Below are 24573 nucleotides of genomic sequence, written 5' to 3' on the forward strand. Positions count from 1 at the left end.
ACAGCAACAGGCGGCGAAGATCGCCCGAACGGTGTTCGCGATGCATGGAATGACCCCCTTTTGGTGTGGCGGGCATCACGACTGGGGAAAGGTCAATCGTGACACCGGCACGTCGATAGTCCGCCTCTCCCCGATCTTTATCGACGACTATCCTGCGACGATGCGATGGAACGGATTGAATGGATTCGACAGTAATGCAGTATAGATGCGACGCGGACGGCGGGGGTCACGCAGTCAGTCGTCGCTGCAATGCTGATATAGGAGGAATGTTACTGAAGTGAGGACCGAGAAAATAAAAATTGCTTAGTAAAACTGAAAAACGAGCTTTGAATATGCTGGTATATACAGGGTCTTTAAGTGATTTGTATTTGATAAATCAGGACTTTTGTTGCCCTCCGCCGAAGGCTGGGCCTATGCGTCACGGTTCCCTGACGTTCGAGCGCGGCGTCGCATCGTCGTGCGTTACCTGGCATCTTGATGGGATGCCGCGACGGTCGATGGCCTCACTCTCTTCCCTCGCGATCACGATAATTCGCTGTGTTCTTAAAGGTTTGCGTCTCGCAGCTAGGGCGACGGCATGATCGACCGTCCGCGGTCCGCGGTGTGGTGTCGCGGCATATCCCGCGCCGCTGGGACGCTCCAGTGTTTAACCATTGAATAATCGATCAATTAATATGAAAAAATGTGTCCTCGGCCCCATGGAGAGCCCTCGGCGGTACGCACGCCGATCATCGGCTGTTACATCCGGTATAACGCGCTCTTATGCTTATCATGCATGCTGCTGATTGAGCGTTCAATCGGACAAGGCATCTTGCAATAATTTCGTCACCGGCGAAGATTTGAACGCCGAATCCGGCCGTACTGGACCTTCATGGGAGCAGGTGCGGAATGCGAAATGCCGTTGCGTGCCGCCTGCGACGATTCGGGCGGACCAGTCATCAGTCCATAGCCGGCAGCGCGCCGGACACCGAGACGTCGCGCACGATCGACGGGCGGAGCCATCTCGGCTCGGTCCGCCGGCGCTCCCGCGTCCGGTCGTGGACCGGCAATCTCGCACACATGGGCGGTGACGGATGATGTCTTTCGGGTGGCAGAGAGGTGCCGTCGGCGCGTGACGCGCCGGTCGCATGACTCTGGTCCATACAAAATCAAAAGGGGGCGGCGGAATGGCGGACGAGGTGATGATCGCGGAACCGTACGACGGCAGGCTCGCTGCCCGGCATGCCACAGGCGCTGCGTCGCGCCCCACGCTGCTGCGTGCGCTGGATTGGCGGGGGGCGTTCTGGGCGATCAGCGGTGTTCCGGCCGGGGTGCTGCTGACGATGGGCGGCGTTTCCACCGTGGTCGGGCAGGCGTCCTGGGCGGTCTGGATCGTCTCGGTGCTGATCGGCTTCCTGCAATGCTTCGTCTATGCCGAAATCGCGGGCCTGTATCCCGACAAGTCCGGCGGCGCCTCGGTGTATGGCGCGGCGGCCTGGATCAAATACAGCAAGTTCGTCGCGCCCGTGTCCGTCTGGTGCAATTGGCTCGCCTGGTCTCCGGTCCTGGCGCTGGGCACGGGGCTGGCCGCCGGTTACGTCCTGACCAGCCTGTTCCCGGCGGATGCGGCGATCAATACGTGGCATCTCACGCTGCTCGATCTGAGCGCCGTCAAACCCGGGCTGACGCTGCGGATCAATGCGGTCGCGTTCATCGCCGCCGGGTTCCTGCTCATGACCTTCCTGTTGCAGCATCAGGGCGCGGCGCGCGCGGCCGGCACGCAAAAGGTGCTGGCGCTCGTCTGCCTCTGCCCGCTGCTGCTGGTCGGGCTGGTGCCGATCGTCACGGGCGACCTGCCGTCCGACCATCTGTTTCCCCTGCTCCCGATCGTGCGCGATGCGGCGGGTCATATCGGCTTCGGCAGCTGGAATGCCGCCGGGCTGACGTTGCTGGCGGCGGGTCTGTTCGGGGCCGGCTGGTCGACCTACGGCTTCGAAGGCGCGGTCTGCTACGTGCGCGAGTTCAAGGACCCCGCCCGCGATACCTATAAGGCGATCATCTCGGCAGGGTTGCTGTGCCTGGCGGTCTTCACGCTCGTTCCCTTGGCATTTCAGGCCTCGCTGGGGCTCAGCGGCATGACGAACCCCGCCATCTATGACGGCACGGGCGTGGCGCTGGCGCTGGCGAGCATCGTCAAGGGCGGGGTGATCGTCACCAACCTGTTCATTGCGATGTTCATTCTGGCGCTGCTGCTGATCGTCATGTCATCGATGATGGGATCGTCGCGCACGCTGTATCAGGCGTCGGTCGATGGCTGGCTGCCGCGGTATCTGTCGCGGGTCAATCGCCACGGCGCGCCGACCGCGGCGATGTGGACCGATCTGGCGTTCAACCTGATCCTGCTGATGATGTCGGACTATTTCATGGTCCTGATGCTCTCCAACGTCTGCTACATGATCTTCATCTTCCTGAACCTGCAGGCGGGCTGGATCCACCGCATCGACCGGCCGCACTGGCCGCGCCCGTTCCGAGCGCCGACCTGGCTGCTCGGCGTGGGAGCCGCCTTGGGCTTCGTCAATCTGGTGCTGCTCGGCGCGGGGGCGGAGGTGTGGGGCCCCGGCACCTTGCGCAACGGCCTCATCGCCGCAGCCCTGATCCTGCCGGTGTTCGTCTTCCGGCACTACATTCAGGACGGCGGCCGGTTTCCCGCCGCCGCGCAACCTGAGGAGGCGCGGCTGCCCGATCCGCCGCGCGCCGGCATCCTGCCCTTCGCCGCGCTGGCGCTTGCCGCGGTGGTGATTGGGGTGTCGCACCACCTCTCCGTGCTGCCGGGGTGACGTGGCTGTCCCATGCCGCTGCGTCAGCGCCCAGATAGATGCCAAGTCACGATACAGGCATTGACTGACCGTTCAACGCAGGCTCACACTGTAGATGGCGGCGTCTTCTTCGAATCGCAGCACGCTTGTGGCTACGCCGCCCCAACATTGAACGCCTGATCAGGACCTGTTGCTTATGCCCCGTTCCTCGCCGATCGCTGACGATGGCCGCGCCAGACAGCTTGTCGAAATGACGATCGACAGCCTGTCCGAAGTGGGGTTCGTCGGCACGACGCTGATCCAGATCGCGGGGCGCGCGGGCGTGTCGCCGGGATTGGTGGCGCATTATTTCGGCGACAAGGAAGGGCTGCTGGAGGCGGCGTTCCGCCTGTTGCTGTCGCGCCTCGGCGCACGGCTGCGCTTGCGTCTCGCGCAGGCGGAGGGGCCGCGCGAACGTTTGCAGGCAGTGATCGACACGAACCTGGCGCCCGAGGAACTCGACGGCACGACCAGCAAGGTCTGGCTGGCCTTTTGGGGACACGTCCGGCACCAGCCGCGCCTGTTCCGCATCCAGCACGTCTATCAGCGTCGCATGCTGTCCAACCTGCGCCATCCGCTCCGCGCGCTGGTGCCGGCCGAGGAGGCGCCCGCGCTCGCGGCGACGATCGCGGCGATGATCGATGGCGTATGGCTGCGCGGCGCGCTGTCGGGATGGAGCGAGATCGACGGCGATAGCGCGCGTCATCTGCTGGGATCGTTCGTCGACAGCCGTCTCGCCGCCATGCCGGCTGCCGCGCCGCCGCGCCGCGAAATCATACCATGCAATCCCGCGACGGGAGAGGCGCTGGCGCGCATCGCGGTGACGGACACGCCTGCGCTGGACGCTGCCATCGCCCGCGCCCGCGCCGCACAGCCGGCATGGGCGGCGCTGGCGCCGCGCGACCGCGGCCGCATCCTGCGCCGTGCCGCCGACATTCTACGCGAGCGCAACGTCGAACTGGCGCGGATCGAAACGCTCAACACCGGCAAGCCCGTGCAGGAGACGGAGGCGGTCGACGTCCTGTCGGGTGCCGATTGCCTGGAATATTATGCCGGCGTCGCCGCCACGGTGGCGGGGCAGCATCTGGATCTGGGTGCGGAAGCGTACGGCTATACGCGGCGCGAGCCGCTGGGCGTCGTCGCCGGCATCGGCGCGTGGAACTATCCGTTGCAGATCGCCTGCTGGAAGGCGGCGCCCGCGCTGGCGTGCGGCAATGCGATGATCTTCAAGCCGGCCGAGCAGACACCTTTGACCGCGGCGGCGCTCGAGTCGGTGTTTCGCGACGCGGGGCTGCCGGATGGCATATTCCAGGTCGTGCAGGGCTATGGTCCGCTCGGCCGCGCGCTCGTCACCCACAAGGATATCGCCAAGGTCTCGCTGACCGGATCGGTGCCGACGGGGCGGGCGGTGATGGCGGCGGCCGCGCCGGGGTTGAAGGCGGTGACGCTGGAACTGGGCGGCAAGTCGCCGCTGATCGTGTTCGAGGATGCCGCGCTCGACAATGCGGTGTCCGGCGCGATGCTCGCCAACTTCTATTCCACCGGTCAGGTCTGTTCGAACGGCACCCGCGTGTTCGTCCATCGATCGATGCTGAACGACTTTCTGGAGCGGCTCGCGGCGCGCACCGCGCGCCTCGTCGTCGGCGATCCGCTCGATCCCGCCACGCAGATCGGGCCACTGGTGTCCGAGACGCAGATGAACATCGTGCTCGGCCATATCGAGCGCGCGCGGCGCGAGGGCGTGCGGCTGCTGGCGGGCGGCAAGCGGCTGACCGATGGCGATCTGGCGCGCGGCTGGTTCGTCGCGCCGACGATCTTCGTCGCGCAGGACGACCGCGCCTCGATCGTGCGCGACGAGGTGTTCGGCCCGGTGATGACGGTGCTGCCGTTCGACGATGAGGACGATGTCGTCGCCCGCGCCAATGCGACCGAATTCGGGCTCGCCGCGGGCGTCTTCACCGCCGACATCACGCGGGCGCATCGCGTGATCGCGCGGCTGGAGGCCGGGACGTGCTGGATCAACCAGTACAACGTCACCCCGATCGAGCTGCCGTTCGGCGGCTACAAGGCCTCTGGCCTCGGGCGTGAGAACGGGCTGGCCGCCATCGAACATTATACCCGTCTGAAGAGCGTCTATGTCGCGATGGCCGACATCGACTGCCCCTATTGAGGTAGCGCTGATGACCGACAGCTTCGATTACATCATCGTCGGCGCCGGATCGGCGGGGTGCGTGCTCGCCGCCCGATTGACCGAGGACGGACGGCATAGCGTGCTGGTGCTCGAACAGGGCGGGTCCGATCGATCGGTCTTCATCCAGATGCCCAGCGCGCTGTCGATCCCGATGAACATGGCGCGCTACAATTGGCAATATGAGACGGAGCCGGAGCCGCATCTGGGCGGTCGACGGCTGCACACGCCGCGCGGCAAGGTGATCGGCGGTTCGTCTTCGATCAATGGCATGGTCTATGTGCGCGGCAATCCCGCCGATTTCGATCGGTGGGAAGGGGAAGGGGCGACCGGCTGGGGCTATCGCCATGTGCTGCCCTATTTCCGGCGCGCGGAAACGCGGCAGGAAGGCGGGGACGCCTGGCGCGGCGACGCCGGGCCGCTCCACACGCAATATGGCCAATTGGCCAATCCGCTGTATCGCGCCTTCATCGATGCCGCGCGCGAAGCGGGCTATCCCGAAACGGCGGACATCAACGGTTACCAGCAGGAAGGCTTCGGCCGGATGGACATGACCGTCCATCGCGGACGCCGCTGGAGCGCCGCCAGCGCGTATCTCAAACCGGCGATGCGCCGCCCGAACCTGACCGTGGTGCCCCATGCGCTGGCCAGCCGCATCGTCCTCGACGGGCGGCGGGCGACGGGGATCGTCTATCGCCGCAACGGCTTGGAGACGGTCGTCCACGCCCGGCGCGAGGTGATCCTGGCAGGCGGGCCGATCAATTCGCCGCAATTGCTGAAGCTGTCGGGGATCGGCCCGGCCGACGAATTGCGCGCGCATGGCATTACGCCGGTCCATCATCTTCCCGGCGTGGGCGAGAATTTGCAGGACCATCTGGAATTCTATTTCCAGATCGAATCCAAGCAACCGATCACCCTCTATCCGGCGATGAATCCGCTGCGAAAAGCGCTGATCGGCGCGCGCTGGCTGTTCGGGAAAAGCGGATTGGGCGCGACCAACCATTTCGAAAGCTGCGGCTTCATCCGCAGCCGTGCCGGGGTCGCCTATCCGGACATCCAATATCACTTCCTGCCGCTGGCGGTCAGCTACGACGGATCGGCGCTCGCGACCGGCCACGGCTTCCAGGCGCATGTCGGGCCGATGCGATCGAAGAGCCGCGGCCATGTCCGCCTGCGCAGCGCCGATCCGGCGGACAAGCCGTCGATCCGCTTCAACTATATGAGCCATCCGGACGATTGGACCGAGATGCGCGCATGCGTGCGCCTGACGCGCGAGATCTTCGCCCAGCCGGCGATGGCGCCCTACGCCGGGCGCGAGATCCAGCCCGGAACGGACGTCACCGACGACGCGGCGATCGACGCCTTCGTCCGCACGCACGTCGAAAGCGCCTATCATCCGTCCTGCTCCTGCGCGATGGGCGAGGCGTCGAACCCGATGGCGGTGGTCGATCCCATGCTGCGGGTGCATGGCATCGAGGGCCTGCGCGTCGTCGATTCCTCGGTGATGCCGTCGATCACGACCGGGAACCTCAACGCGCCGACGATCATGATCGGCGAGAAGGCGGCCGATCACATCCTGGGTCGCCCGACGCTGTCCGCCTCGAATGCGGAATATTACCGCTCCAAGGGGTGGGAAGCGCGGCAGCGCTAGGCATAAGCCAAACCGCGTGAAACGGGCCCTGTCGCAACCCGGCGTCAGGATCGTACGGGATCGCTGATCCATATTTCGCGCGGGCGCGCTCGCCGCAACAGCATCACCGACAACACCACACATCAGGCGCAGGCGCAGGTCTGCGCCTGATGTTTTGCGCGTGTCCCTCGTCACTTGGCCCCCCGATGGACGGTGTCGCAAATCTGCGTGGTGCGCGACGCGCTTGTCCCGGCGGCGCGGGCGGCGAGCCCTCATCCTGCGCTCGACGATGACGGGGGAGCCATCATGGCGGAGATGAGCATGCGCAGCGGTGACGCCGATCCGGCCTTCGCGACAGCGGCGTTTTTCGGCGGTGCGTTGCGCGAGGCGGATCCCGAAGTCGATGCGGCCATCAATGCCGAACTCGGGCGGCAGCGCGACAAGCTGGAACTGATCGCGTCGGAAAATATCGTCTCCACCGCCGTGTTGCAGGCGCAGGGCTCGGTGCTGACCAACAAATATGCGGAAGGGTATCCGGGTCGCCGCTATTATGGCGGCTGCGAGCATGTCGACGTCACCGAGCAGCTCGCGATCGATCGCGCGTGTCGGCTCTTCGGCGCCAAGTTCGCCAACGTCCAGCCGCATTCGGGCGCGCAGGCCAATATGGCGGTGCAGTTCGCGTTGATGAAGCCCGGCGAGACGCTGATGGGCATGAGCCTGGCGCATGGCGGCCACCTGACGCACGGCGCGGCGCCGACCTTTTCGGGCAAGTGGCTGAACGCCATCCCCTATGGCGTGCGCGAGGAGGATCAGCGGATCGACTATGACGCGGTCGCCGAGCTGGCCCGCGACTATCACCCGAAGCTGATCATCGCGGGCGGATCGGCCTATCCCCGCCAGATCGACTTTGCCCGGTTCCGCGAGATCGCGGATTCGGTCGACGCGCTGCTGATGGTCGACATGGCGCATTTCGCCGGGCTGGTCGCGGGCGGCGTGCATCCCAATCCGCTCGACCATGCGCATGTCGTCACCACCACGACGCACAAGACGCTGCGGGGGCCGCGCGGCGGCATGATCCTGACCAATGACGAGGCCCTGGCCAAGAAGTTCAACTCGGCCATTTTCCCCGGCATCCAGGGCGGCCCGCTGGAACATGTCATCGCCGCCAAGGCGGTCGCGTTCGGCGAGGCGTTGCGCCCGTCCTTCAGGGACTATGCGCGCCGCGTGGTGGAGAATGCCCAGGCGCTGGCCGCGGTGCTGTCCGCCAACGGCTATTCGATCGTCTCGGGCGGCACCGACACGCACATCGTCCTCGTCGACCTGCGCCCCAAGGGGCTGACCGGCAAGCGCGCCGAGCTGGTCCTCGATGAGGCCGGCATCACCTGCAACAAGAACGGCATCCCGTTCGATCCGGAGAAACCCGCCGTGACATCCGGCATTCGCCTGGGGAGCGGCGCCCTGACCAGCCGCGGGTTCGACGTCGCCGCCATCCAGCAGGTGGGGCGCCTCATCAACCGCATCCTCGACGCCGCGTCGGAGGGGGAGGTGCCGCAGGCACTGATCGACGCGGTGCGGGGCGATGTGATCGCCCTGTGCGATCGCTATCCGATCTACGACACGGCGCGCGGCTGATGCAGCGCTTCTCCGCATTCTCGCTGTTCCGGCAGGGACTTGGCGGGCACAAGGGGTGGAAGCCCCAGTGGCGCAATGCTGCGCCCAAACCCTCCTACGACGCGATCATCGTCGGCGGCGGCGGGCACGGGCTGGGCGCGGCCTATTATCTCGCCAGCCAGTTCGGGATGCGCAACGTCGCGGTGGTCGAGAAGGGCTGGATCGGTGGCGGCAATACCGGCCGCAACACGACGATCATCCGCTCCAACTATCTCTTCGACGAGAGCGCCGCGCTCTACGACCATGCGCTGAAGATGTGGGAGGGGTTGAGCCAGGAGCTCAACTACAACGTCATGTTCTCGCAGCGCGGCGTGATGATGCTGGCGCACAACATCCATGACGTGCAGGTGTTCAAGCGCCACGTCCACGCCAACCGGATCAACGGCGTCGACAATGAATGGCTGACGCCCGAAGAGGCCAAGGCCTTCTGCCCGCCGCTCAATATCGAACCCAACATGCGCTATCCAGTGCTGGGCGCGGCGTTGCAGCGGCGCGGCGGCACGGCGCGGCACGACGCGGTCGCCTGGGGCTATGCCCGCGCCGCCGACGCGCTGGGCGTCGACATCATCGAGAATTGCGAAGTCACCGGCATCCGCCGCGATGCAAGCGGAGCGGTATCGGGCGTGGAGACGACGCGGGGCTTCATCGGCTCCAAGCGGATCGGCGTCTCGGCGGCCGGGCATACCAGTGTCGTGCTGGGCATGGCGGGCGTCCGCCTGCCGCTGGAAAGCTATCCGCTTCAGGCGTTGGTGTCGGAGCCGGTGAAGCCGATCTTCCCCTGCGTCGTCATGTCGAACACCATCCACGCCTATATGAGCCAGTCGGACAAGGGCGAACTGGTGATCGGCGCGGGCACCGACGCCTATACCAGCTACACCCAGCGCGGCGGCCTGCACATCGCGACGCACACGCTGGAGGCGATCTGCGAGCTGTTCCCGCAATTCCGCCGGATGCGGATGCTGCGCAGCTGGGGCGGGATCGTCGACGTGACGCCCGATCGCTCGCCGATCATCGCCAAGACGCCGGTCCAGGGCCTGTACGTCAACTGCGGCTGGGGCACCGGCGGGTTCAAGGCGACGCCGGGCGCGGCGCATCTGCTCGCCCACACGATCGCCAACGACGCGCCGCATGCCATCAACGCGCCCTATACGATCGAGCGCTTCCGCGACGGCTATATGATCGACGAGGCGGCGGCCGCCGCCGTCGCCCACTGAGAGGCGCACCGATGCTGCTCATCACCTGTCCCTATTGCGGCCAGCGGCCCGAGCTGGAGTTCAGCTACGCCGGTGAGGCGCATATCGACCGCCCGGTGCGCCCGGCCGATCTGAATGACGAGGATTGGACGACGTATCTCTATACGCGCTCCAATCCGAAGGGCGCGCACGCCGAACGGTGGCGGCACCTGCATGGGTGCGGGCGCTTCTTCAACGCCATCCGCGACACGCGCAGCGACGTTTTCCTGGCGACGTACAAGGTCGGCGAACAGGCCCCGGAGGTGGATTACGCATGAAGACCGCCGATCACCGGATCGCGCGCGGCACCGTGATCCGCGACACGACGATCCACTTTACCTTCGACGGCAAGCGCTATGCGGGGCGGGAGGGGGATACGCTCGCCTCCGCGTTGCTCGCGAACGGCGTGCATCTGGTCGGCCGATCGTTCAAATACCACCGCCCGCGCGGCGTTCTGGGCGCAGGCGCGGACGAGCCCAATGCGCTGGTCGGCATTCGGCGCGACCGTGCGCGCTACGCGCCCAACCTGCTGGCGACGCAGGTGGAACTGTATGACGGGCTCGATGCGGTCAGCCAGAACCGGCACCCCAGCCTGGAAAACGACCGCATGGCGGTCAACGACAAGCTGCTCAGCCGCTTCATCCCGGCGGGCTTCTACTACAAGACGTTCATGTGGCCGAAAAAGGCGTGGGACCGGCTGTACGAACCCCGCATCCGCGAGGCGGCGGGGCTGGGCGTCGCGCCGTCGGATCCCGACCCCGATCACTATACGCAGCGCTATGCCCATTGCGACGTCCTGGTGATCGGCGGCGGCCCCGCCGGCATCGTCGCGGCGCGCGAGGCGGCGGAGACAGGCGCGCGGGTGATCCTGTGCGACGATCGCGCGCGGCTCGGCGGGTCGCTGCTGGCGGCGGTCGATACCGACATCACGGGTCAGCCGGCGGCCGCTTGGTTGGACGACGCACTGGCGGCGCTCGCCGCGCTGCCCAACGTGACGTTGCTGCCCCGCACGATCGCCTTCGGCTATTATCCGCACAATTGGATCGGCCTGACCGAAAAGCTGACCGATCACCTCGCGTCGCCGGCGCCCGGCCGCCCGCGTGAGCGGTTGTGGCAGGTGCGCGCGGCGCAGGTGGTGCTCGCGACCGGCGCGATCGAGCGGCCGCTGGTGTTCCCCGACAACGACCGGCCGGGCATCATGCTGGCGGATGCGGCGCGCACCTATCTGCAGCAATATGGCGTCGCGGTGGGGCGGATGATCGTGATCGTCGGCGCCCATGACAATGCCTATCGCGTCGCGCAGGAAATGGCGGCGGCGGGCGTCACGATCGCGGCGGTCGCCGATATCCGCCCGCACTCCGCCGTGTCGGAGGCGGCGCGGCTGGCGGGCCTGCCGGTCGTCACCGATGCGAAGATCGACGGGACGACCGGCGGGCTGCGCGTCTCGTCGATTACCATCACCGCCGATGGGGCGACGCGCCGTTACCCCTGCGATGCGGTGCTGATGTCGGGCGGCTTCACCCCCAGCGTCCACCTCTTCTCACAGTCGCGCGGCAAGCTCGCCTGGGATGAGGCGCTCCAGGCCTATCTCCCGTCCGTGTCCGCCGAGGCGGAGCGATCGGCGGGCGCGTGCCGCGGCCGCTTCGCGCTGGCGGAGGCGATCGCCGACGGAATCGACGCCGGACGCGACGCGGCGTCGGCCGCAGGCTTCGCCCCGTCCGCACCGGCATCAATGCCCGCCGTGTCCGTCCGCCACGCTCAGGGTGTTGGCGGTTATATGGGCGCCGCGCCGACGACGAGCGACCTGACCAAGGCCAAGGCGTTCGTCGACTGGCAGAATGACGTGACCGCCAAGGACATCATGCTCGCCACGCGCGAGGGGTTCCTGTCGATCGAGCATGTCAAACGCTACACCACCACCGGCATGGCGACCGACCAGGGCAAGCTGTCCAACATCAACGCGCTGGGCATCGTGTCGGAAGCGACGGGCCGGTCGATCCCGGAGATCGGGCTGACGACCTTCCGCTCGCCCTATACGCCAGTGACGTTCGGCACGCTGGCGGGTCATGCGCGCGGCGATCTGTTCGACCCGGCGCGGATCACCGCGATCAACGACTGGGCGAAGGAACATGGCGCCGCGTTCGAGGATGTCGGCAACTGGCGGCGCGCGCACTACTTCCCGCGCGGGGCTGAGGACATGCACGCGGCGGTGAACCGCGAATGCGTCGCCGTCCGGCAGGGTGTCGGCATCTTCGACGCCTCGACGCTAGGCAAGATCGAGGTGGTCGGCCCGGACGCGGCCGAGTTCATGAACCGCTTCTTCGTCAACGCCTGGACCAAGCTGGGCGTCGGCAAGTGCCGCTACGGCGTGCTGCTGCGCGAGGACGGCTTCGTGATGGACGACGGCGTGGTCGGGCGGCTGGCGGCGGATCGCTTCCACGTCACGACCACGACGGGCGGCGCGGCGCGCGTGCTGAACATGATGGAGGATTACCTCCAGACCGAATGGCCCGACCTTAACGTCTGGCTCACCTCCACCACCGAACAATGGTCGGTCATCGCCGTGCAGGGCCCGCGCGCCCGTGAGGTGATCGCGCCGCTGATCGAGGGGCTGGACGTTTCGGCCGAGGCCTTCCCGCATATGAGCATCGCCGACGCGCGCATCTGCGGCGTGCCGATGCGGTTGATGCGGGTCAGCTTCACGGGCGAACTGGGTTTCGAGGTGAACGTGCCGAGCGGTTACGGCCGCATGGTGTGGGAGGCGATCTGGGCGCGGGGCAAGGCGTTCGACATGGTCCCCTATGGCACCGAGACGATGCACGTTTTGCGCGCCGAAAAGGGCTACATCATCGTCGGCCAGGAAACCGATGGCACGGTGACCCCCGACGACGTTGGCCTCTCCTGGGCGATCGGCAAGGCCAAGCCCGATTTCGTCGGAAAGCGGTCGCTGGCGCGCCCCGCAATGTCCGCGCCCGATCGCAAACAGCTGGTCGGCCTCAAGACGGTCGATGGTCGCACGGTGCTGGAGGAGGGCGCACAGATCGTCACGCCGTCCGCCGCCACGACACCGATCGGCCATGTCACCTCGGCCTATTACAGCGGGGCGGTGAACGCGCCGATCGCGCTGGCGCTGGTGCGCGGCGGTCGCGCGCGGCTCGGCGAGACGCTGCACATCCCGATGCCGGCAGGGCCGATCGCGGTGCAGGTCGTCTCACCCATCTTCTACGATCCGGAAGGCACCCGCATCGATGTCTGACCTGTCTCCCGCCACGCCCTTCTCAGCCAGCACCGCGTCGATCCGCCCGTTGGGACATGCCGGTCGCGCCGTCTTGCGCTGCCCGGCAACGATGATCGACACGGTCGCGGAGCGTCTGGGCGTCGCGCTGCCCATCGAAGCCTGCCGCTCCGCCGAGGCTGCCGGCCTGTCGGCGCTGTGGCTCGGGCCGGACGAGTGGTTGCTTCTGGCGCCGGACGCAGCGGACGATTGGGTGGCCTCGTTGCAGGCGCGGCTGGGCGATGTCCTATGCTCGCTCGTCGATGTCAGCCACCGCCAGGTCGCGCTCGAGGTGAAAGACGGCGCCGTCGATGCGAAGACGCTGCTGGCGAGCGGCTGCGCGCTGGACCTGTCGCTGCGTGGCTTCCCCGTCGGCATGTGTACCCGCACGATGTACGACAAGGCAGAGATCGTCCTGTGGCGCCGCGCGCCCGACCGCTTCCACATCGAGGTGTGGCGCTCGTTCGCCCGCTATGTCGAAGGGCTGCTGCGGATCGCCGAGGCCGAGGCGTAAGCGATGCTCGGCGTACGGGATCTGTTTCGGATCGGCATCGGGCCGTCTTCGTCGCACACCGTCGGGCCGATGCGGGCCGCCCACGCGTTCGCCAGCACCTTGCGGGCCTCGACCTTCGCCCGCATCCGCTGCGACCTGCTGGGCTCGCTCGCCTGGACGGGGACGGGCCATGCGACCGATACGGCGGTCGTGCTGGGCCTGGCGGGCTTCCTGCCCGACACGATCGAGCCGGAGCAGATCGACCGGGTGGTGGAGCAGGCGCGTAACGATCGCAGCCTGATCGTCGCGGGGCGCGCCATCGCCTTCGATCCCGAAACCGACATCGTGTTCGACCGCGACAGCGAGACGCCTGTCCATCCCAACACGCTGCGTTTCTCCGCCTTCGATGCCGACGGGGCGGTGGTGGTCAGCGAACGCTGGTGTTCGATCGGCGGTGGCTTCATCGTTCCCGAGGATCGGGTCGGCGACGCGACGCTGGAAGAGGACGAGGCGCCGCCACCATTCCCCTTCCGGCGCGCCGAGGAACTTCTTGCCATCTGCCGCTGCCATGGTCTCAGCATTGCAGAGGTGATGCGCGCGAACGAATTGTCGCGCACCTCGGCGGCGGAGCTCGACGCCTATCTCGATCGCATCATCGACGTGATGATGACCTGTATCGACAGGGGGATGCAGACCGATGGCATCCTGCCGGGTCGGTTGAAGGTGCCGCGCCGCGCCCGCCCGCTGCGGCAGAAGCTGGATGGCGATCGCTTCCGGAATCGGCAGGCGCCGCACAGCATCATGGACCATGTCAGCCTGTTCGCGATCGCGGTAAACGAGGAGAATGCGGCGGGGGGGCGTATCGTCACGGCTCCGACGAACGGCGCGGCCGGCGTCGTGCCGGCGGTGCTGCGCTATTATCGCGACTTCTGGCCCGGTGCCGACCGTGCCGGGATGCACGACATGCTCCTCACTGCCAGCGCGATCGGCGTGCTGACCAAGCTCAATGCCTCGATCTCGGGCGCCGAGGTCGGCTGCCAGGGCGAGGTGGGGACGGCAAGCGCGATGGCCGCGGCGGGGCTCGCCGCCGTGATGGGCGCGACCGATCTGCAGGTGGAAAATGCCGCCGAGATCGCGATGGAGCATCACCTGGGCATGACCTGCGATCCGATCGCGGGGCTGGTCCAGGTGCCCTGTATCGAACGCAACGCCTTCGGCGCCGTGAAGGCGATCAACGCCGCCTCCCTCGCGCTGCGCGGCGACGGCCAGCATATCGTCTCGCTCGATCAGGTCATCGAAACGATGATGCGCACCGGCACCGACATGCACGCCAAATACAAGGAAACGTCGCAGGGCGGCCTTGCCGTGAATTTCCCCGAATGCTGAATGGTGGATCATGACCGAAGACGAATTATACGCCGAATTCGCCAAAGCCGGCATCGCCACCGAGACGATTGAACATCCCCCCGTCTACACCGTCGACCAAAGCACCGCGATTCATGACGCGCTGCCAGCGGCGCATACGAAGAACCTGTTCCTGAAGGACAAGCACAAGCGGCTGTGGCTGATCGTCCTGCCGAGCGATCGGCGCGCCGATTTGAAAGCCTTTGCGGAGTTGCTCGGGGCGGGCAAATTCTCGTTCGGCAAGGCGGACGAAATGGAGCAGGTGCTCGGCGTCTCGCCCGGTTCGGTGACGCCGCTGGCGATCGCGAATACGACGCCCGGCGAGGTATCGCTGGTGTTCGACGCCGCATTCGCCGGGGCCGACCGGATCGCGGTGCATCCGTTGCGGAACACCGCCACCGTCGCGATGCCCTTCGCCGCGCTCGTGACGTGGCTCGAAGCGCGCGGACACGCTGTGCGCACCGTAGCGCTCCCTTGATCGGTCGAGCGCGGTGCGATCGACGACGCTGGCGCCAGATCGCGCGGATCACGATGAACGTCCGCATCGCGGATAGGGGACGCTGAAAGGGCCGATCATGTCCACCAAGCTGTCGCCCGGCTTCGACCTTAATTCGGTGGAGGTCTTCATCCTCACCGCCGAACTCGGGGGGATGACGCAAAGCGCGCGGCATCTGGGCATGACGCAGTCCGCCGTGTCCCAGACCATTTCGAAGCTGGAGCAGGCGCTTGGTGCCCGCCTGTTCGATCGTACGATGCGCCCGGTGGCGCTGACGCCGGCGGGCAAGCTGCTGCGCCGGGATGGCGGTGAGCTGATCGCCGCGGCGAAGCTGCTGGCGCGTGAGGTGCGCGACGAAACCGCCCGGCCGGCCGATTGCATCACGATCGCAATGGCCGAAAGCCTCGCCAATCACCTGACCGCGCCGCTGCTGAAGGCGGTCGGTCCGCGCGCGCTACGCTGGCAGATGCGATCGGGTATCTCGCTCATGCAGCAGCGCGAGTTCCTGTCGCGGAGCATCGATTTGCTCATTACCGGGTCGAGCCAGCTCGAAAATCTGGAGGAGGTCGAACACTTCCCGATCATGGACGAGGCCTTCGTCATCATCGCGCCGGCTGAATACGTGGGTCCGCTGGAGCCGATCGAGACGCTGACGGATCTCCCGCTCGTGCGCTATTCGTTACTGTCGGCGATGGGGCAGCGGATTGAGAGGCAGTTGTCGCGGATGCGGATGCAAATGCCCAACGTGATCGAGGTGGATTCGACGTTTCAGCAGGTGTCCAGCGTCGCTGCGGGCGTTGGATGGAGCATCACCACGCCGTTATGCCTGGCGAGCCAGCTGGAGCTGTTGCCGGGGCTGCGCGTGGCGCCGATGCCGCGGGCGAGCTTCCGCCGCCGCATTCAATTGGTCGCGCGCAGGGGTGAGTTCGGTGGCCTGCCGCAGGAGATCGCGACGCGATCGACCGCGCTGCTGCAAGCCGGCAAGCTGGCGCAGCTGATCGACAAAGAGCCTTGGATCGCCGATTGCGTGAGCTGGGGCGAATAGCCTAGCCGGCGGCGGCCCGGGGCAGCGCCGCGGTCGTCGCGGCTGCTGCCGTCTGGCGCGCGCCCGCCAGCGACGCCCGCGCTTCCAGCGGCGAACGGCCGAAGCGGCGCCGGAACATGCGGCTCATGTGCGAGGAATCGCAGAAGCCGCATTCGACCGCGATCGCCGTGATCGACTTGTCCGTGGTTTCCAACATGTGCTGCGCCAGCGACAGCCGTACGTCCATGAACGCGACCTGCGGCGAGACGCCGAGTGCGGTCTTGAACCGGCGTTCGAGCTGCCGTTTGCTCTTGCCCATCCGTTCGGCGATGCCCGCGACCGACAAGGGCATGTCGATGCTCTGCTGCGTGATCAGCAACGCGCGCAGGACGATCGGATCGTCGGTGCGATAGTTGAGCATCGCACCCGGCTGCGCCTTTTCGCCGCCCAGCGCCTCGTCGATGATCATGATGTGCAGGCTCTTGCTCGCCTGCGCGCGGCCGACGTGGCGGTCGACCAGATAGGCGGCGAGATGCGCGGAACTGGCGCCGCCCGAACAGGTCAGCCGATCGCGATCGACGATGAAGATGCGGTCGGAGACCGGATCGAGCCCGTCGAACTGTTCCAGAAAGTCGCGATGATGGAACCAGCTGACGCAGCATTTATACCCGTCGAGCAGGCCCGCACTGTGGAGCAGGAAGGCACCGGTACAGACACCGACCAGCGGTATCCCCAGCGCCGCCGCGCGGCGCAGATAAGCGGTATATTCGCTGCCGAACCCGTCGATTTCGTCGATCAGGCCGCCGACCACGACGATATAGTCGAAGCGGGCGGGATCGCCGAGGTGTTCATCGGGCTGGATGGCGATCCCGGAGCTGGACGGGATCGGCGAGGAACTGTCGGATATTACCTTCCAATCGCAGGCGATGTGCCGGCTGCGATCGCCTTCGTCCGCCGCGAGGCGCAGGACGTCGACGAAATTGGCGAAGGCGCAAAGCGTGAAGCGCCGGGCGAGAATGAAGCCCACCGACAAACGCAGGCCCGCCGCCCGACGGCGCAAGGACGCGTCCAATACCGATTGCGCCATGCTCCAACCCGCCCCCAGTTCGAGAGATCTTGCACCCCATGTCGTAGAGTTTGTGGTGGTCTGACGCAATTATCCTTTCCCGGCCCGCAGAGCTTGTCGCAAACCTACTGAGGTTCAAGGCTAATCTTGCATATCCGCGCTGATCGGCGCGGCGGGGGGCGGCAATATGAAAGTCTTGGTGCCGGTCAAACGGGTGGTCGACCATAACGTCAAGATTCGCGTCAAAGGCGACGGGTCGGGGGTCGACCTCGCCAACGTGAAGATGTCGATCAATCCGTTCGATGAAATCGCGTTGGAAGAAGCGGTTCGCCTAAAAGAGGCCGGGGTCGCGAGCGAGATCCTGGTCGTGTCGATCGGCCCGGCCCCGGCGCAGGACGTATTACGCACAGCCTTGGCCGTGGGCGCGGACCGCGCGATCCTGATCCGCGCGGACGCGATGCCCGAACCGCTCGCGGTGGCGAAGCTGCTGAAGGCGGTGGTGGACGACGAGCAGCCCGGCCTCGTCCTGCTCGGCAAGCAGGCGATCGACGACGATGCCAATCAGACCGGCCAGATGCTGTCGGCGCTGCTCGGCTGGTCGCAGGCGACGTTCGCGTCGCACATCGCGATCGCGGAGGGCCGGGCGACGGTGACGCGCGAGGTCGATGGCGGGCTTCAGCTGATCGATGTCGCGCTGCCCGCGGTCGTCTCGGTCGATCTGCGCCTCAACGAGCCGCGCTATGCGACGCTGCCCAACATCATGAAAGCGAAGAAGAAGCCGCTCGAGGAGCGCGCGCTGGCGGACTTCGGGATCGATGTTGCGCCGCGCCTTGCGATCCTGTCGACCGAAGAGCCGGCCATGCGCGGACCGGGTGTCCGCGTCGCCTCGGTCGCCGAGCTGGCCGACACGCTGAAGGCCCAGGCCTGTGTCCTGTGATCGCGATCGGGAGAGCCCGGAAATGACCGTCCTGCTGCTTGCCGAACATGACAATGTCGCCCTGTCCGAATTGACCGCGCGGGCGCTGACCGCCGCGTCGCAGATGGGCGAGGCGGTCGATATCCTCGTCGCGGGGCGCGGCGTGGATGGCGTCGCGGCGGCGGCGGCGCGGCTGTCCGGTGTCCGCCGCGTCCTGCTGGCCGACGCTCCGGCCTTCGAGCATCGGCTGGCCGAACCGACCGCCGCGCTGATCGTGGCGCTGGCCAAGGATTATGGCGCGATCGTCGCACCGGCGACCAGCACTGGCAAGAACGTGCTGCCGCGCGTCGCGGCGCTGCTCGACGTGATGCAGCTGTCCGAAGTGGTCGAGGTCGTCGCGCCCGACACGTTCAAACGGCCGATCTACGCCGGCAATGCGATCCAGACGGTGCGATCGAGCGACGCCGTGAAGGTGGTCACCGTCCGCACGGCAGCCTTTGCGCCGACGGTGGCGGGCGATGGCACCGCCGACGTCGTCACGATCGGCGATGCCAGCGATCCCGGCCTGTCCCGCTTCGTCGAGAACCGGTTCGCGGCGAGCGACCGGCCCGATCTGGGCGCGGCGCGGATCGTCGTGTCGGGCGGCCGGGCGCTCGGTTCGGCGGCGCAGTTCCAGGCGACGATCCTGCCGCTCGCCGACAAACTGGGCGCGGCGGTCGGCGCGTCGCGCGCCGCGGTCGACGCCGGCTATGCGCCCAACGACTGGCAGGTCGGCCAGACGGGCAAGGTCGTCGCCCCCGAACTCTACATCGCCTGCGGGATATCCGGCGCGATCCAGCATCTTGCCGGGATGAAGGACGCCAAAGTGATCGTCGCGATCAACAAGGATGCGGACGCGCCGATCTTCCAGGTCGCCGATTACGGCCTGGTCGGCGACCTGTTCGATGTCCTGCCCGAACTCGAACGCCAGCTCTGAGCCATCGAAAGGCCGTCCATGACCGAGAAAACCTATGTCGTACGGCTGGGCTGCAAGGACCAGCCCGGTATCGTCGCCACCGTGACCACCGTCCTGGCGCATATGGGCGGCAATATCCTGGAATCGAACCAGTTCTGGGATCGGCAGGCGGACCATTTCTTCCTGCGGATCGCGATCACCGTCCCCGCCTGGGTGACGCGCGATGCGATCGAGGAGGCGCTGCGCCCCGCCACCGCCCGCTTCGCGCTCGACCTGACGGTCGTCGACGTCGCCGAACGCCCGAAGATCATCGTCATGGTCTCGAAGTTCGACCACGCGATGCACCACCTGCTCTACCAGATCAAAGTGCGCTGGCTGAACGCCGAGGTCGTCGCGATCGTCTCCAACCACGACGGCGCGCGCGCCGCGGCTCAGATCGAGGGCGTGCCCTTCCATCACTGGCCGGTCACCAAGGACAACAAGGCCGAACAGGAGCAGAAGCTGCTCGCGCTGGTCGAGGAAACCGGCGCGGAGCTGGTGGTGCTCGCCCGCTACATGCAGGTGCTGTCGAACGAGCTGTCCGAACGCCTGTACGGCCGGGTGATCAACATCCACCATTCGTTCCTGCCGAGCTTCAAGGGCGCCAAGCCCTATCACCAGGCGCACGAGCGCGGCGTGAAGCTGATCGGCGCAACCGCGCATTACGTCACGCCCGACCTGGACGAAGGGCCGATCATCGAACAGGAAACCGAGCGCGTCAGCCATATGATGACGAGCGAGGATTTCGTCGCCGCCGGGCGCGACATCGAATCGCGCGTGCTGGCCCGTGCGGTCAAATACCACCTCGAAGGGCGGGTGATGCTCAACAGCCACCGGACGGTGGTGTTCACGCCCTGAGCGCCGCGTCGACCATGGTCACGCCCCCATCACCGCGCTGCGTCCGCGCGATCCCGTACCGAGAGGAATAGAGAATGGCTGCGATCCCCGAAAAGGCCCGTGTCGTGATCGTCGGCGTCGGCGGCATCGTCGGCGCATCGGTCGTCCATCATCTGGTCGAGCGGGGCTGGACCGACATCGTCGGCATCGACAAGTCGGGCGTGCCGACCGACATCGGCTCCACCGCGCATGCCTCCGATTTCTGCTACGCGACCAGCCACGATTATCTGACGACGTGGACGACGCTCTACTCGATGAACTTCTTCGAGAAGATGGGGCATTATTCGCGGATCGGCGGGCTGGAGGTTGCGCGCGTCGGCGACGATCAGCGGATGGACGAGATCCGCCGTAAGGTCGCCTCGGGCAAGGCGTTCGGCACGCGGGCGGAGCTGGTCGACGCCGCGACCATCAAGGCGAAATTCCCGCTGATCGAGGAAAGCCTGATCCAGGGCGGGCTGTGGGATCCGGATGCAGGGCTGGTCGTGCCGCGGTCGCAGACGGTGGCGGGCAAGCTGATCGACCAGGCGGTCGATGCCGGCGCGCTGACCGTCTTCGCCAACAATCAGGCGGAATCGCTGATCATCGAGGATGGGCGGATCAAGGGCGTCGTGACGACGCGCGGCACGATCATGGCCGATTACGTGGTGGTCTGCACGGGCCTGTGGGGGCGGCTGATCGCGGAGATGGCGGGCGAGGACCTGCCGGTCTTCCCGGTCGACCATCCGTTGACCTTCTTCGGGCCCTATACCGCGTTCGAGGGGACGGGGAAGGACATCGGCTATCCGCTGCTGCGCGATCAGGGCAATTCGGCCTATATGCGCGACACCGGCGACCCCAAGACGACCGAGGGCGGCCAGATCGAATGGGGCTATTACGAGGAGCATGCCCCGCGCCTCGTCCACCCGCGCGATCTGCTGGAAAAGGAATTCGCCCGCCTGTCGCCGTCGCAGCGCGACCTGGAGATGGAGCAGATCATCGCGCCGCTGGAGCGGGCGATGGAGCTGACGCCGATCCTGGGCGAGCTGGGCTATAACGAAAGCCATTCGTTCAACGGGTTGCTGCAGACGACCACCGACGGTGGGCCGTCGATCGGCGAGAGCCAGAAGGTGCGCGGCCTGTGGTATGCGGTCGGCATCTGGGTGAAGGACGGCCCCGGCATGGGCAAGCTGGTCGCCGACTGGATGACCGACGGGCGCACCGCGATCGACCATGCCAGCATCGACTATGCGCGCTTCAACCCGTTCCAGCTCGAGCCTAAGTTCATCGAGGAACGCTGTCTCGAGACGGCGGCCAAGATCTACAACCCGCCGGTCCACCCGCGCGAGCCGTTCGCGGGCGGGCGCGGCATCCGCCGCTCGCCCTTCTGGGAGCGCGAGAAGGAACTCGGCGGCTATTTCATGGAGCTGGGCGGCTGGGAACGCGCGCACGGCTATGCCGCGAACGAGCATCTGCTGGAGAAATACGCCGATCAGGTGCCGGTGCGCGAGAATGAGTGGGACAATCGCCACTTCTGGCGCGTGTCGAATGCCGAACAGCTGGAGCTGAGCGCCGACTGCGGGCTCATCAACCTGTCGCACTTCCATATCACCGATATCGAAGGGCCGGATCATGTCGCGCTGATGGAATGGCTGTGCGCGGCCAAGGTCGGCGGCGATGCGACGGTGGGGAAGGGCGTCTACACCCATTTCCTGGATGACGAGGGCAATGTGCGCGCGGACTTCACCGTCTTCCGCCTTGCCGATCGCTGCCGGTTGGTGAACGGCGCCGATGCGGGCCCGCGCGACGTCCACTACATGCGCCGCGTGGCGCAGGATCGTGGGCTCGACGTCACCGTCACCGACGTGACCGAGAAATATGTGACCGTCGGCATCTGGGGCCCGAACGCGCGCGTCAATTTGCAGAAGGTCGTCGACGACCCCGACGCGCTGTCGCTGGAGAATTTCCCTTTCGCGGCGATCCGCACCGTCCGCATCGCGGGCAAGGACGTGATGGCGTTCCGCATCTCCTATGTCGGGGAGCAGGGCTGGGAGCTGCACATGGCCTATGAGGACGGGCTGGCGGTGTGGGACGCGCTTCGCTCCACCGGCGTCATCGCGGTGGGCATTGAGACCTATGCCAATTCGCGGCGCATGGAGAAGAGCCTGCGCCTCCAGAACGCCGACCTGCTGACGCATTACAATTTGCTGGAGGCCGATCTGGCCCGCCCGAAGGCCAAGGAAGCCGATTTCCGGGGCAAGGCCAAACATCTGGAACACCGCGCCCGCGCGCATCAGCCCGCCAAGCTGTGTACGCTGGTGATGACCGACAATGTCGATAGCCAAGGCGTGAAGCGCTATCCGGTCGGTATCCTGCCGGTCATCGATCCCGAAACGGGCGAGGTGCCGGTCGACGCACTGGGGCGGCGGTCCTACACCACCTCCATCGCCTATGGCCCCTCGATCGGCAAGAACATCGCGCTGGCCTATCTGCCCTGGGCGCTCTGTCAGGAAGGGCGCATGCTGGAGGTCGAATATTTCGGCGAGCGCTATCCGGTCGAGGTCGCGTCGGTGGGCTATCGCCCGCTGTACGATCCCGACAATCGCAAGCCGAAGAGCTGATCGTCCGGCGCCGGTGGCCAGCGTGCGATACGTCATCCGTCTGGAAAATTGCGCCTTCTTCGCGCGGCACGGCGTGTTCGACGAGGAGGAGCGGCTGGGTCAGCGCTTCCACGTCGATGCGCAGGTGCAGGTCGATGCCGCACTCGGCGATGATGGCGGCAGCATCGTCGGCACGGTCGATTACGGCGCGCTCTTCGCCGAGATCGAGCGGCTGGTGCGCGGGCGACGGCACCTGCTGATCGAATCGCTCGCGCTGGAGATTGCGCGGGGGCTGTGCGATCGCTTTCCCGCCTTCGCGGGCGCGGTCATCCGGCTGCGCAAGCCGTGCGTGCCGATCGACGGTATCCTGGACCATGTCGAGGTGGAGGTCGCGTGGCCACCCGCGGACACGATCCCTGCCGCCGATGCCACGGTGTCGCGATCGCAGGGTGCGGGCGACGCACCTGTCCTATTTTCGCAAGACCGCGTCTGAATATCGTGGCGACCATTAGGAATTATCGCGTTGCTCATAATACTGGCGGCGCAAGAATGGCGTGGGCCTCGCTGCGCCGACGTGCGGCGGGGTCGGGGATTGCGTGGGGAAGGATGGCATGATGGACGCCCGTAGCGAGATGCTGGATCTGATCCGCCACCGGAAGCAGGGCTATTCGCTGCCCCAGCCCTTTTACGTCGATCAGCAATTCTTCGATCTGGACCTGGAACTCATCTGGTATCGGGATTGGCTGTTCGCCGGGCATGATTGCGAGCTGACCAAGCCCGGCAGCTATTTCACGCTGCAGGTCGGCGCCTATCCGATCGTCGTCGTGCGCGATCGCGACGGCACGCTGCGCGCCTTTCACAACAGCTGTCGGCATCGCGGCAGCCGGGTGTGCAAGGCCGAACGCGGCGTCGCGCCCAAGCTGGTCTGCCCGTACCACCAATGGACCTATAATCTCGACGGCTCGCTCGCCTTCGCCCGCCAGATGGGGGAGGGGTTCGACCGCACGCAGCATGGCCTGAAGCCCGTCGCCTGTGAGAGCGTCGCGGGGTATATCTTCATCTGCCTCGCCGATCGGCCGCCCGCCTTCGCACCCTTCGGCGACCTGATGCGCCCCTATTTCGCGCCCCATAATCTGGCCGACGCCAAGATCGCGTTCCAGTCGACGATCGTCGAAAAGGGCAATTGGAAGCTCGTCTGGGAAAACAACCGCGAATGCTATCATTGCGCGGGCAGCCATCCCGAATTGTGCAAGACCTATTCGGAATCGCCCAACGTCACCGGCGTGGCCGGCGGCGAGGACGATCCGGAAATGGCGGAGCATTGGGCGCGGTGCGAGGCCGCCGGGCTGCCCGCGCAGTTCCGCATGCATGACAGCGGGCAATTCCGCGCGATCCGCGCGCCGCTGCTGCGGGAAGCGGAAAGCTATACGATGACCGGCAAGCGGGCGGTCGCGCGCGGCCTGTCGGAGAGCGTCACGGCCGACCGTATCGGTGCGCTGATGCTGTTCAACTATCCGACGACGTGGAACCACGTGCTCGTCGATCATGCGGTTACCTTCCGCGTGATGCCGATCGGCCCGAACGAGACGGCGGTGACGACCAAGTGGCTGGTCCACAGGGATGCGGTCGAGGGTGTCGATTATGACCTCGATACGCTGACGCACGTCTGGACGCAGACCAACGATCAGGATCGCCGCATCGTCGAGGAAAATGCGGTCGGCATCCGGTCGCCCGCCTATGAGCCCGGCCCCTATTCGCCGTTGCACGAAGGCGGGGTGATCCAGTTCGTCGACTGGTATACGCGCGCGATCGAGGCGCGATTGGACGACACGGGTCAGGACCGGGTGCGGCGGGTCGCGTGACCGTACGCCGACGGAG

The 24573-nt window shown here is 66.4% G+C and carries 18 protein-coding genes; 17 read left to right on the forward strand and 1 reads right to left on the reverse strand.

Annotated elements, in window-relative coordinates:
• The first annotated feature begins 1181 nt into the window (after positions 1 to 1181).
• The 11 genes from SPHME3_RS0110990 (at position 1182) to SPHME3_RS0111040 (ending at position 16267) form a co-directional block, all read left to right on the forward strand.
• Positions 1182 to 2816: an APC family permease gene (locus SPHME3_RS0110990; protein WP_231376748.1), complete on the forward strand. Its 1635-nt coding sequence runs from the start codon at positions 1182 to 1184 to the stop codon at positions 2814 to 2816.
• 175 nt (positions 2817 to 2991) lie between these two features.
• Complete coding sequence (gene betB / locus SPHME3_RS0110995; RefSeq protein WP_020486522.1) at positions 2992 to 5004, forward strand: betaine-aldehyde dehydrogenase; 2013 nt, start codon at positions 2992 to 2994, stop codon at positions 5002 to 5004.
• 10 nt (positions 5005 to 5014) lie between these two features.
• Positions 5015 to 6673, forward strand: coding sequence for a choline dehydrogenase (gene betA / locus SPHME3_RS0111000; protein ID WP_017979109.1), 1659 nt, complete (start codon positions 5015 to 5017; stop codon positions 6671 to 6673).
• A 300-nt stretch (positions 6674 to 6973) separates the two neighbouring features.
• Positions 6974 to 8284: a serine hydroxymethyltransferase gene (glyA, locus tag SPHME3_RS0111005; RefSeq protein WP_231292083.1), complete on the forward strand. Its 1311-nt coding sequence runs from the start codon at positions 6974 to 6976 to the stop codon at positions 8282 to 8284.
• Positions 8284 to 9537 carry a sarcosine oxidase subunit beta family protein gene (locus SPHME3_RS0111010; protein ID WP_017979107.1) on the forward strand — a complete coding sequence of 418 codons (1254 nt, stop codon included), beginning with the start codon at positions 8284 to 8286 and terminating at the stop codon, positions 9535 to 9537. The genes glyA and SPHME3_RS0111010 overlap by 1 nt, the downstream gene beginning before the upstream one ends.
• Positions 9538 to 9548: 11 nt before the next feature.
• Positions 9549 to 9833: a sarcosine oxidase subunit delta gene (locus SPHME3_RS0111015; RefSeq protein ID WP_017979106.1), complete on the forward strand. Its 285-nt coding sequence runs from the start codon at positions 9549 to 9551 to the stop codon at positions 9831 to 9833.
• A complete protein-coding gene (locus tag SPHME3_RS0111020; protein ID WP_017979105.1) occupies positions 9830 to 12811 on the forward strand; it encodes a sarcosine oxidase subunit alpha family protein in 2982 nt (993 codons plus the stop codon). The genes SPHME3_RS0111015 and SPHME3_RS0111020 overlap by 4 nt, the downstream gene beginning before the upstream one ends.
• Entirely contained in the window at positions 12804 to 13343 is a 540-nt protein-coding gene (locus SPHME3_RS0111025) for a sarcosine oxidase subunit gamma (protein ID WP_024310558.1), read from the forward strand. The genes SPHME3_RS0111020 and SPHME3_RS0111025 overlap by 8 nt, the downstream gene beginning before the upstream one ends.
• 3 nt (positions 13344 to 13346) lie before the next feature.
• On the forward strand, positions 13347 to 14708 hold the full coding sequence (locus SPHME3_RS0111030; RefSeq protein WP_017979103.1) for an L-serine ammonia-lyase: 1362 nt from the start codon (positions 13347 to 13349) through the stop codon (positions 14706 to 14708).
• Positions 14709 to 14718: 10 nt separating this feature from the next.
• Positions 14719 to 15204 carry a prolyl-tRNA synthetase associated domain-containing protein gene (locus tag SPHME3_RS0111035; RefSeq protein ID WP_017979102.1) on the forward strand — a complete coding sequence of 162 codons (486 nt, stop codon included), beginning with the start codon at positions 14719 to 14721 and terminating at the stop codon, positions 15202 to 15204.
• Positions 15205 to 15301: 97 nt separating this feature from the next.
• On the forward strand, positions 15302 to 16267 hold the full coding sequence (locus SPHME3_RS0111040; protein WP_017979101.1) for a LysR family transcriptional regulator: 966 nt from the start codon (positions 15302 to 15304) through the stop codon (positions 16265 to 16267).
• Position 16268: 1 nt separating this feature from the next.
• Here the strand turns inward: SPHME3_RS0111040 and SPHME3_RS0111045 are convergent, their stop codons facing one another.
• On the reverse strand, positions 16269 to 17306 hold the full coding sequence (locus SPHME3_RS0111045) for a GlxA family transcriptional regulator (RefSeq protein WP_231372518.1): 1038 nt from the start codon (positions 17304 to 17306) through the stop codon (positions 16269 to 16271).
• Positions 17307 to 17499: 193 nt separating this feature from the next.
• Here SPHME3_RS0111045 and SPHME3_RS0111050 point away from each other — a divergent pair, with 193 nt between their 5' ends.
• The 6 genes from SPHME3_RS0111050 to SPHME3_RS0111075 all read left to right on the forward strand — a co-directional run bounded on the left by SPHME3_RS0111050 (position 17500) and on the right by SPHME3_RS0111075 (position 24557).
• Positions 17500 to 18249 (forward strand): electron transfer flavoprotein subunit beta/FixA family protein, encoded by a 750-nt coding sequence (locus tag SPHME3_RS0111050; protein WP_017979099.1) that lies wholly within the window; start codon positions 17500 to 17502, stop codon positions 18247 to 18249.
• 22 nt (positions 18250 to 18271) lie between these two features.
• Positions 18272 to 19204 (forward strand): electron transfer flavoprotein subunit alpha/FixB family protein, encoded by a 933-nt coding sequence (locus SPHME3_RS0111055; RefSeq protein ID WP_017979098.1) that lies wholly within the window; start codon positions 18272 to 18274, stop codon positions 19202 to 19204.
• 18 nt (positions 19205 to 19222) lie between these two features.
• Positions 19223 to 20080: a formyltetrahydrofolate deformylase gene (gene purU / locus SPHME3_RS0111060; protein WP_017979097.1), complete on the forward strand. Its 858-nt coding sequence runs from the start codon at positions 19223 to 19225 to the stop codon at positions 20078 to 20080.
• A gap of 74 nt (positions 20081 to 20154) precedes the next feature.
• On the forward strand, positions 20155 to 22716 hold the full coding sequence (locus SPHME3_RS0111065; RefSeq protein ID WP_017979096.1) for a GcvT family protein: 2562 nt from the start codon (positions 20155 to 20157) through the stop codon (positions 22714 to 22716).
• 22 nt (positions 22717 to 22738) lie between these two features.
• Positions 22739 to 23188, forward strand: coding sequence for a dihydroneopterin aldolase (gene folB, locus SPHME3_RS0111070; RefSeq protein ID WP_024310557.1), 450 nt, complete (start codon positions 22739 to 22741; stop codon positions 23186 to 23188).
• A gap of 118 nt (positions 23189 to 23306) precedes the next feature.
• The gene (locus tag SPHME3_RS0111075; protein WP_017979094.1) at positions 23307 to 24557 is read left to right on the forward strand and encodes an aromatic ring-hydroxylating oxygenase subunit alpha; all 1251 of its coding nucleotides are present in this window, start codon (positions 23307 to 23309) and stop codon (positions 24555 to 24557) included.
• Positions 24558 to 24573: the final 16 nt, after the last annotated feature.

This window comes from Sphingomonas melonis DAPP-PG 224 (genome assembly GCF_000379045.1).
Taxonomy (GTDB): Bacteria; Pseudomonadota; Alphaproteobacteria; order Sphingomonadales; family Sphingomonadaceae; genus Sphingomonas; species Sphingomonas aquatilis.

Coding starts and splice junctions, on each gene's coding strand:
- SPHME3_RS0110990 (WP_231376748.1), top strand. CDS start 1,182: ATGATCGCGGAACCGTACGACGGCAGGCTCGCTGCCCGGCATGCCACA.
- betB (WP_020486522.1), top strand. CDS start 2,992: ATGCCCCGTTCCTCGCCGATCGCTGACGATGGCCGCGCCAGACAGCTT.
- betA (WP_017979109.1), top strand. CDS start 5,015: ATGACCGACAGCTTCGATTACATCATCGTCGGCGCCGGATCGGCGGGG.
- glyA (WP_231292083.1), top strand. CDS start 6,974: ATGCGCAGCGGTGACGCCGATCCGGCCTTCGCGACAGCGGCGTTTTTC.
- SPHME3_RS0111010 (WP_017979107.1), top strand. CDS start 8,284: ATGCAGCGCTTCTCCGCATTCTCGCTGTTCCGGCAGGGACTTGGCGGG.
- SPHME3_RS0111015 (WP_017979106.1), top strand. CDS start 9,549: ATGCTGCTCATCACCTGTCCCTATTGCGGCCAGCGGCCCGAGCTGGAG.
- SPHME3_RS0111020 (WP_017979105.1), top strand. CDS start 9,830: ATGAAGACCGCCGATCACCGGATCGCGCGCGGCACCGTGATCCGCGAC.
- SPHME3_RS0111025 (WP_024310558.1), top strand. CDS start 12,804: ATGTCTGACCTGTCTCCCGCCACGCCCTTCTCAGCCAGCACCGCGTCG.
- SPHME3_RS0111030 (WP_017979103.1), top strand. CDS start 13,347: ATGCTCGGCGTACGGGATCTGTTTCGGATCGGCATCGGGCCGTCTTCG.
- SPHME3_RS0111035 (WP_017979102.1), top strand. CDS start 14,719: ATGACCGAAGACGAATTATACGCCGAATTCGCCAAAGCCGGCATCGCC.
- SPHME3_RS0111040 (WP_017979101.1), top strand. CDS start 15,302: ATGTCCACCAAGCTGTCGCCCGGCTTCGACCTTAATTCGGTGGAGGTC.
- SPHME3_RS0111050 (WP_017979099.1), top strand. CDS start 17,500: ATGAAAGTCTTGGTGCCGGTCAAACGGGTGGTCGACCATAACGTCAAG.
- SPHME3_RS0111055 (WP_017979098.1), top strand. CDS start 18,272: ATGACCGTCCTGCTGCTTGCCGAACATGACAATGTCGCCCTGTCCGAA.
- purU (WP_017979097.1), top strand. CDS start 19,223: ATGACCGAGAAAACCTATGTCGTACGGCTGGGCTGCAAGGACCAGCCC.
- SPHME3_RS0111065 (WP_017979096.1), top strand. CDS start 20,155: ATGGCTGCGATCCCCGAAAAGGCCCGTGTCGTGATCGTCGGCGTCGGC.
- SPHME3_RS0111075 (WP_017979094.1), top strand. CDS start 23,307: ATGATGGACGCCCGTAGCGAGATGCTGGATCTGATCCGCCACCGGAAG.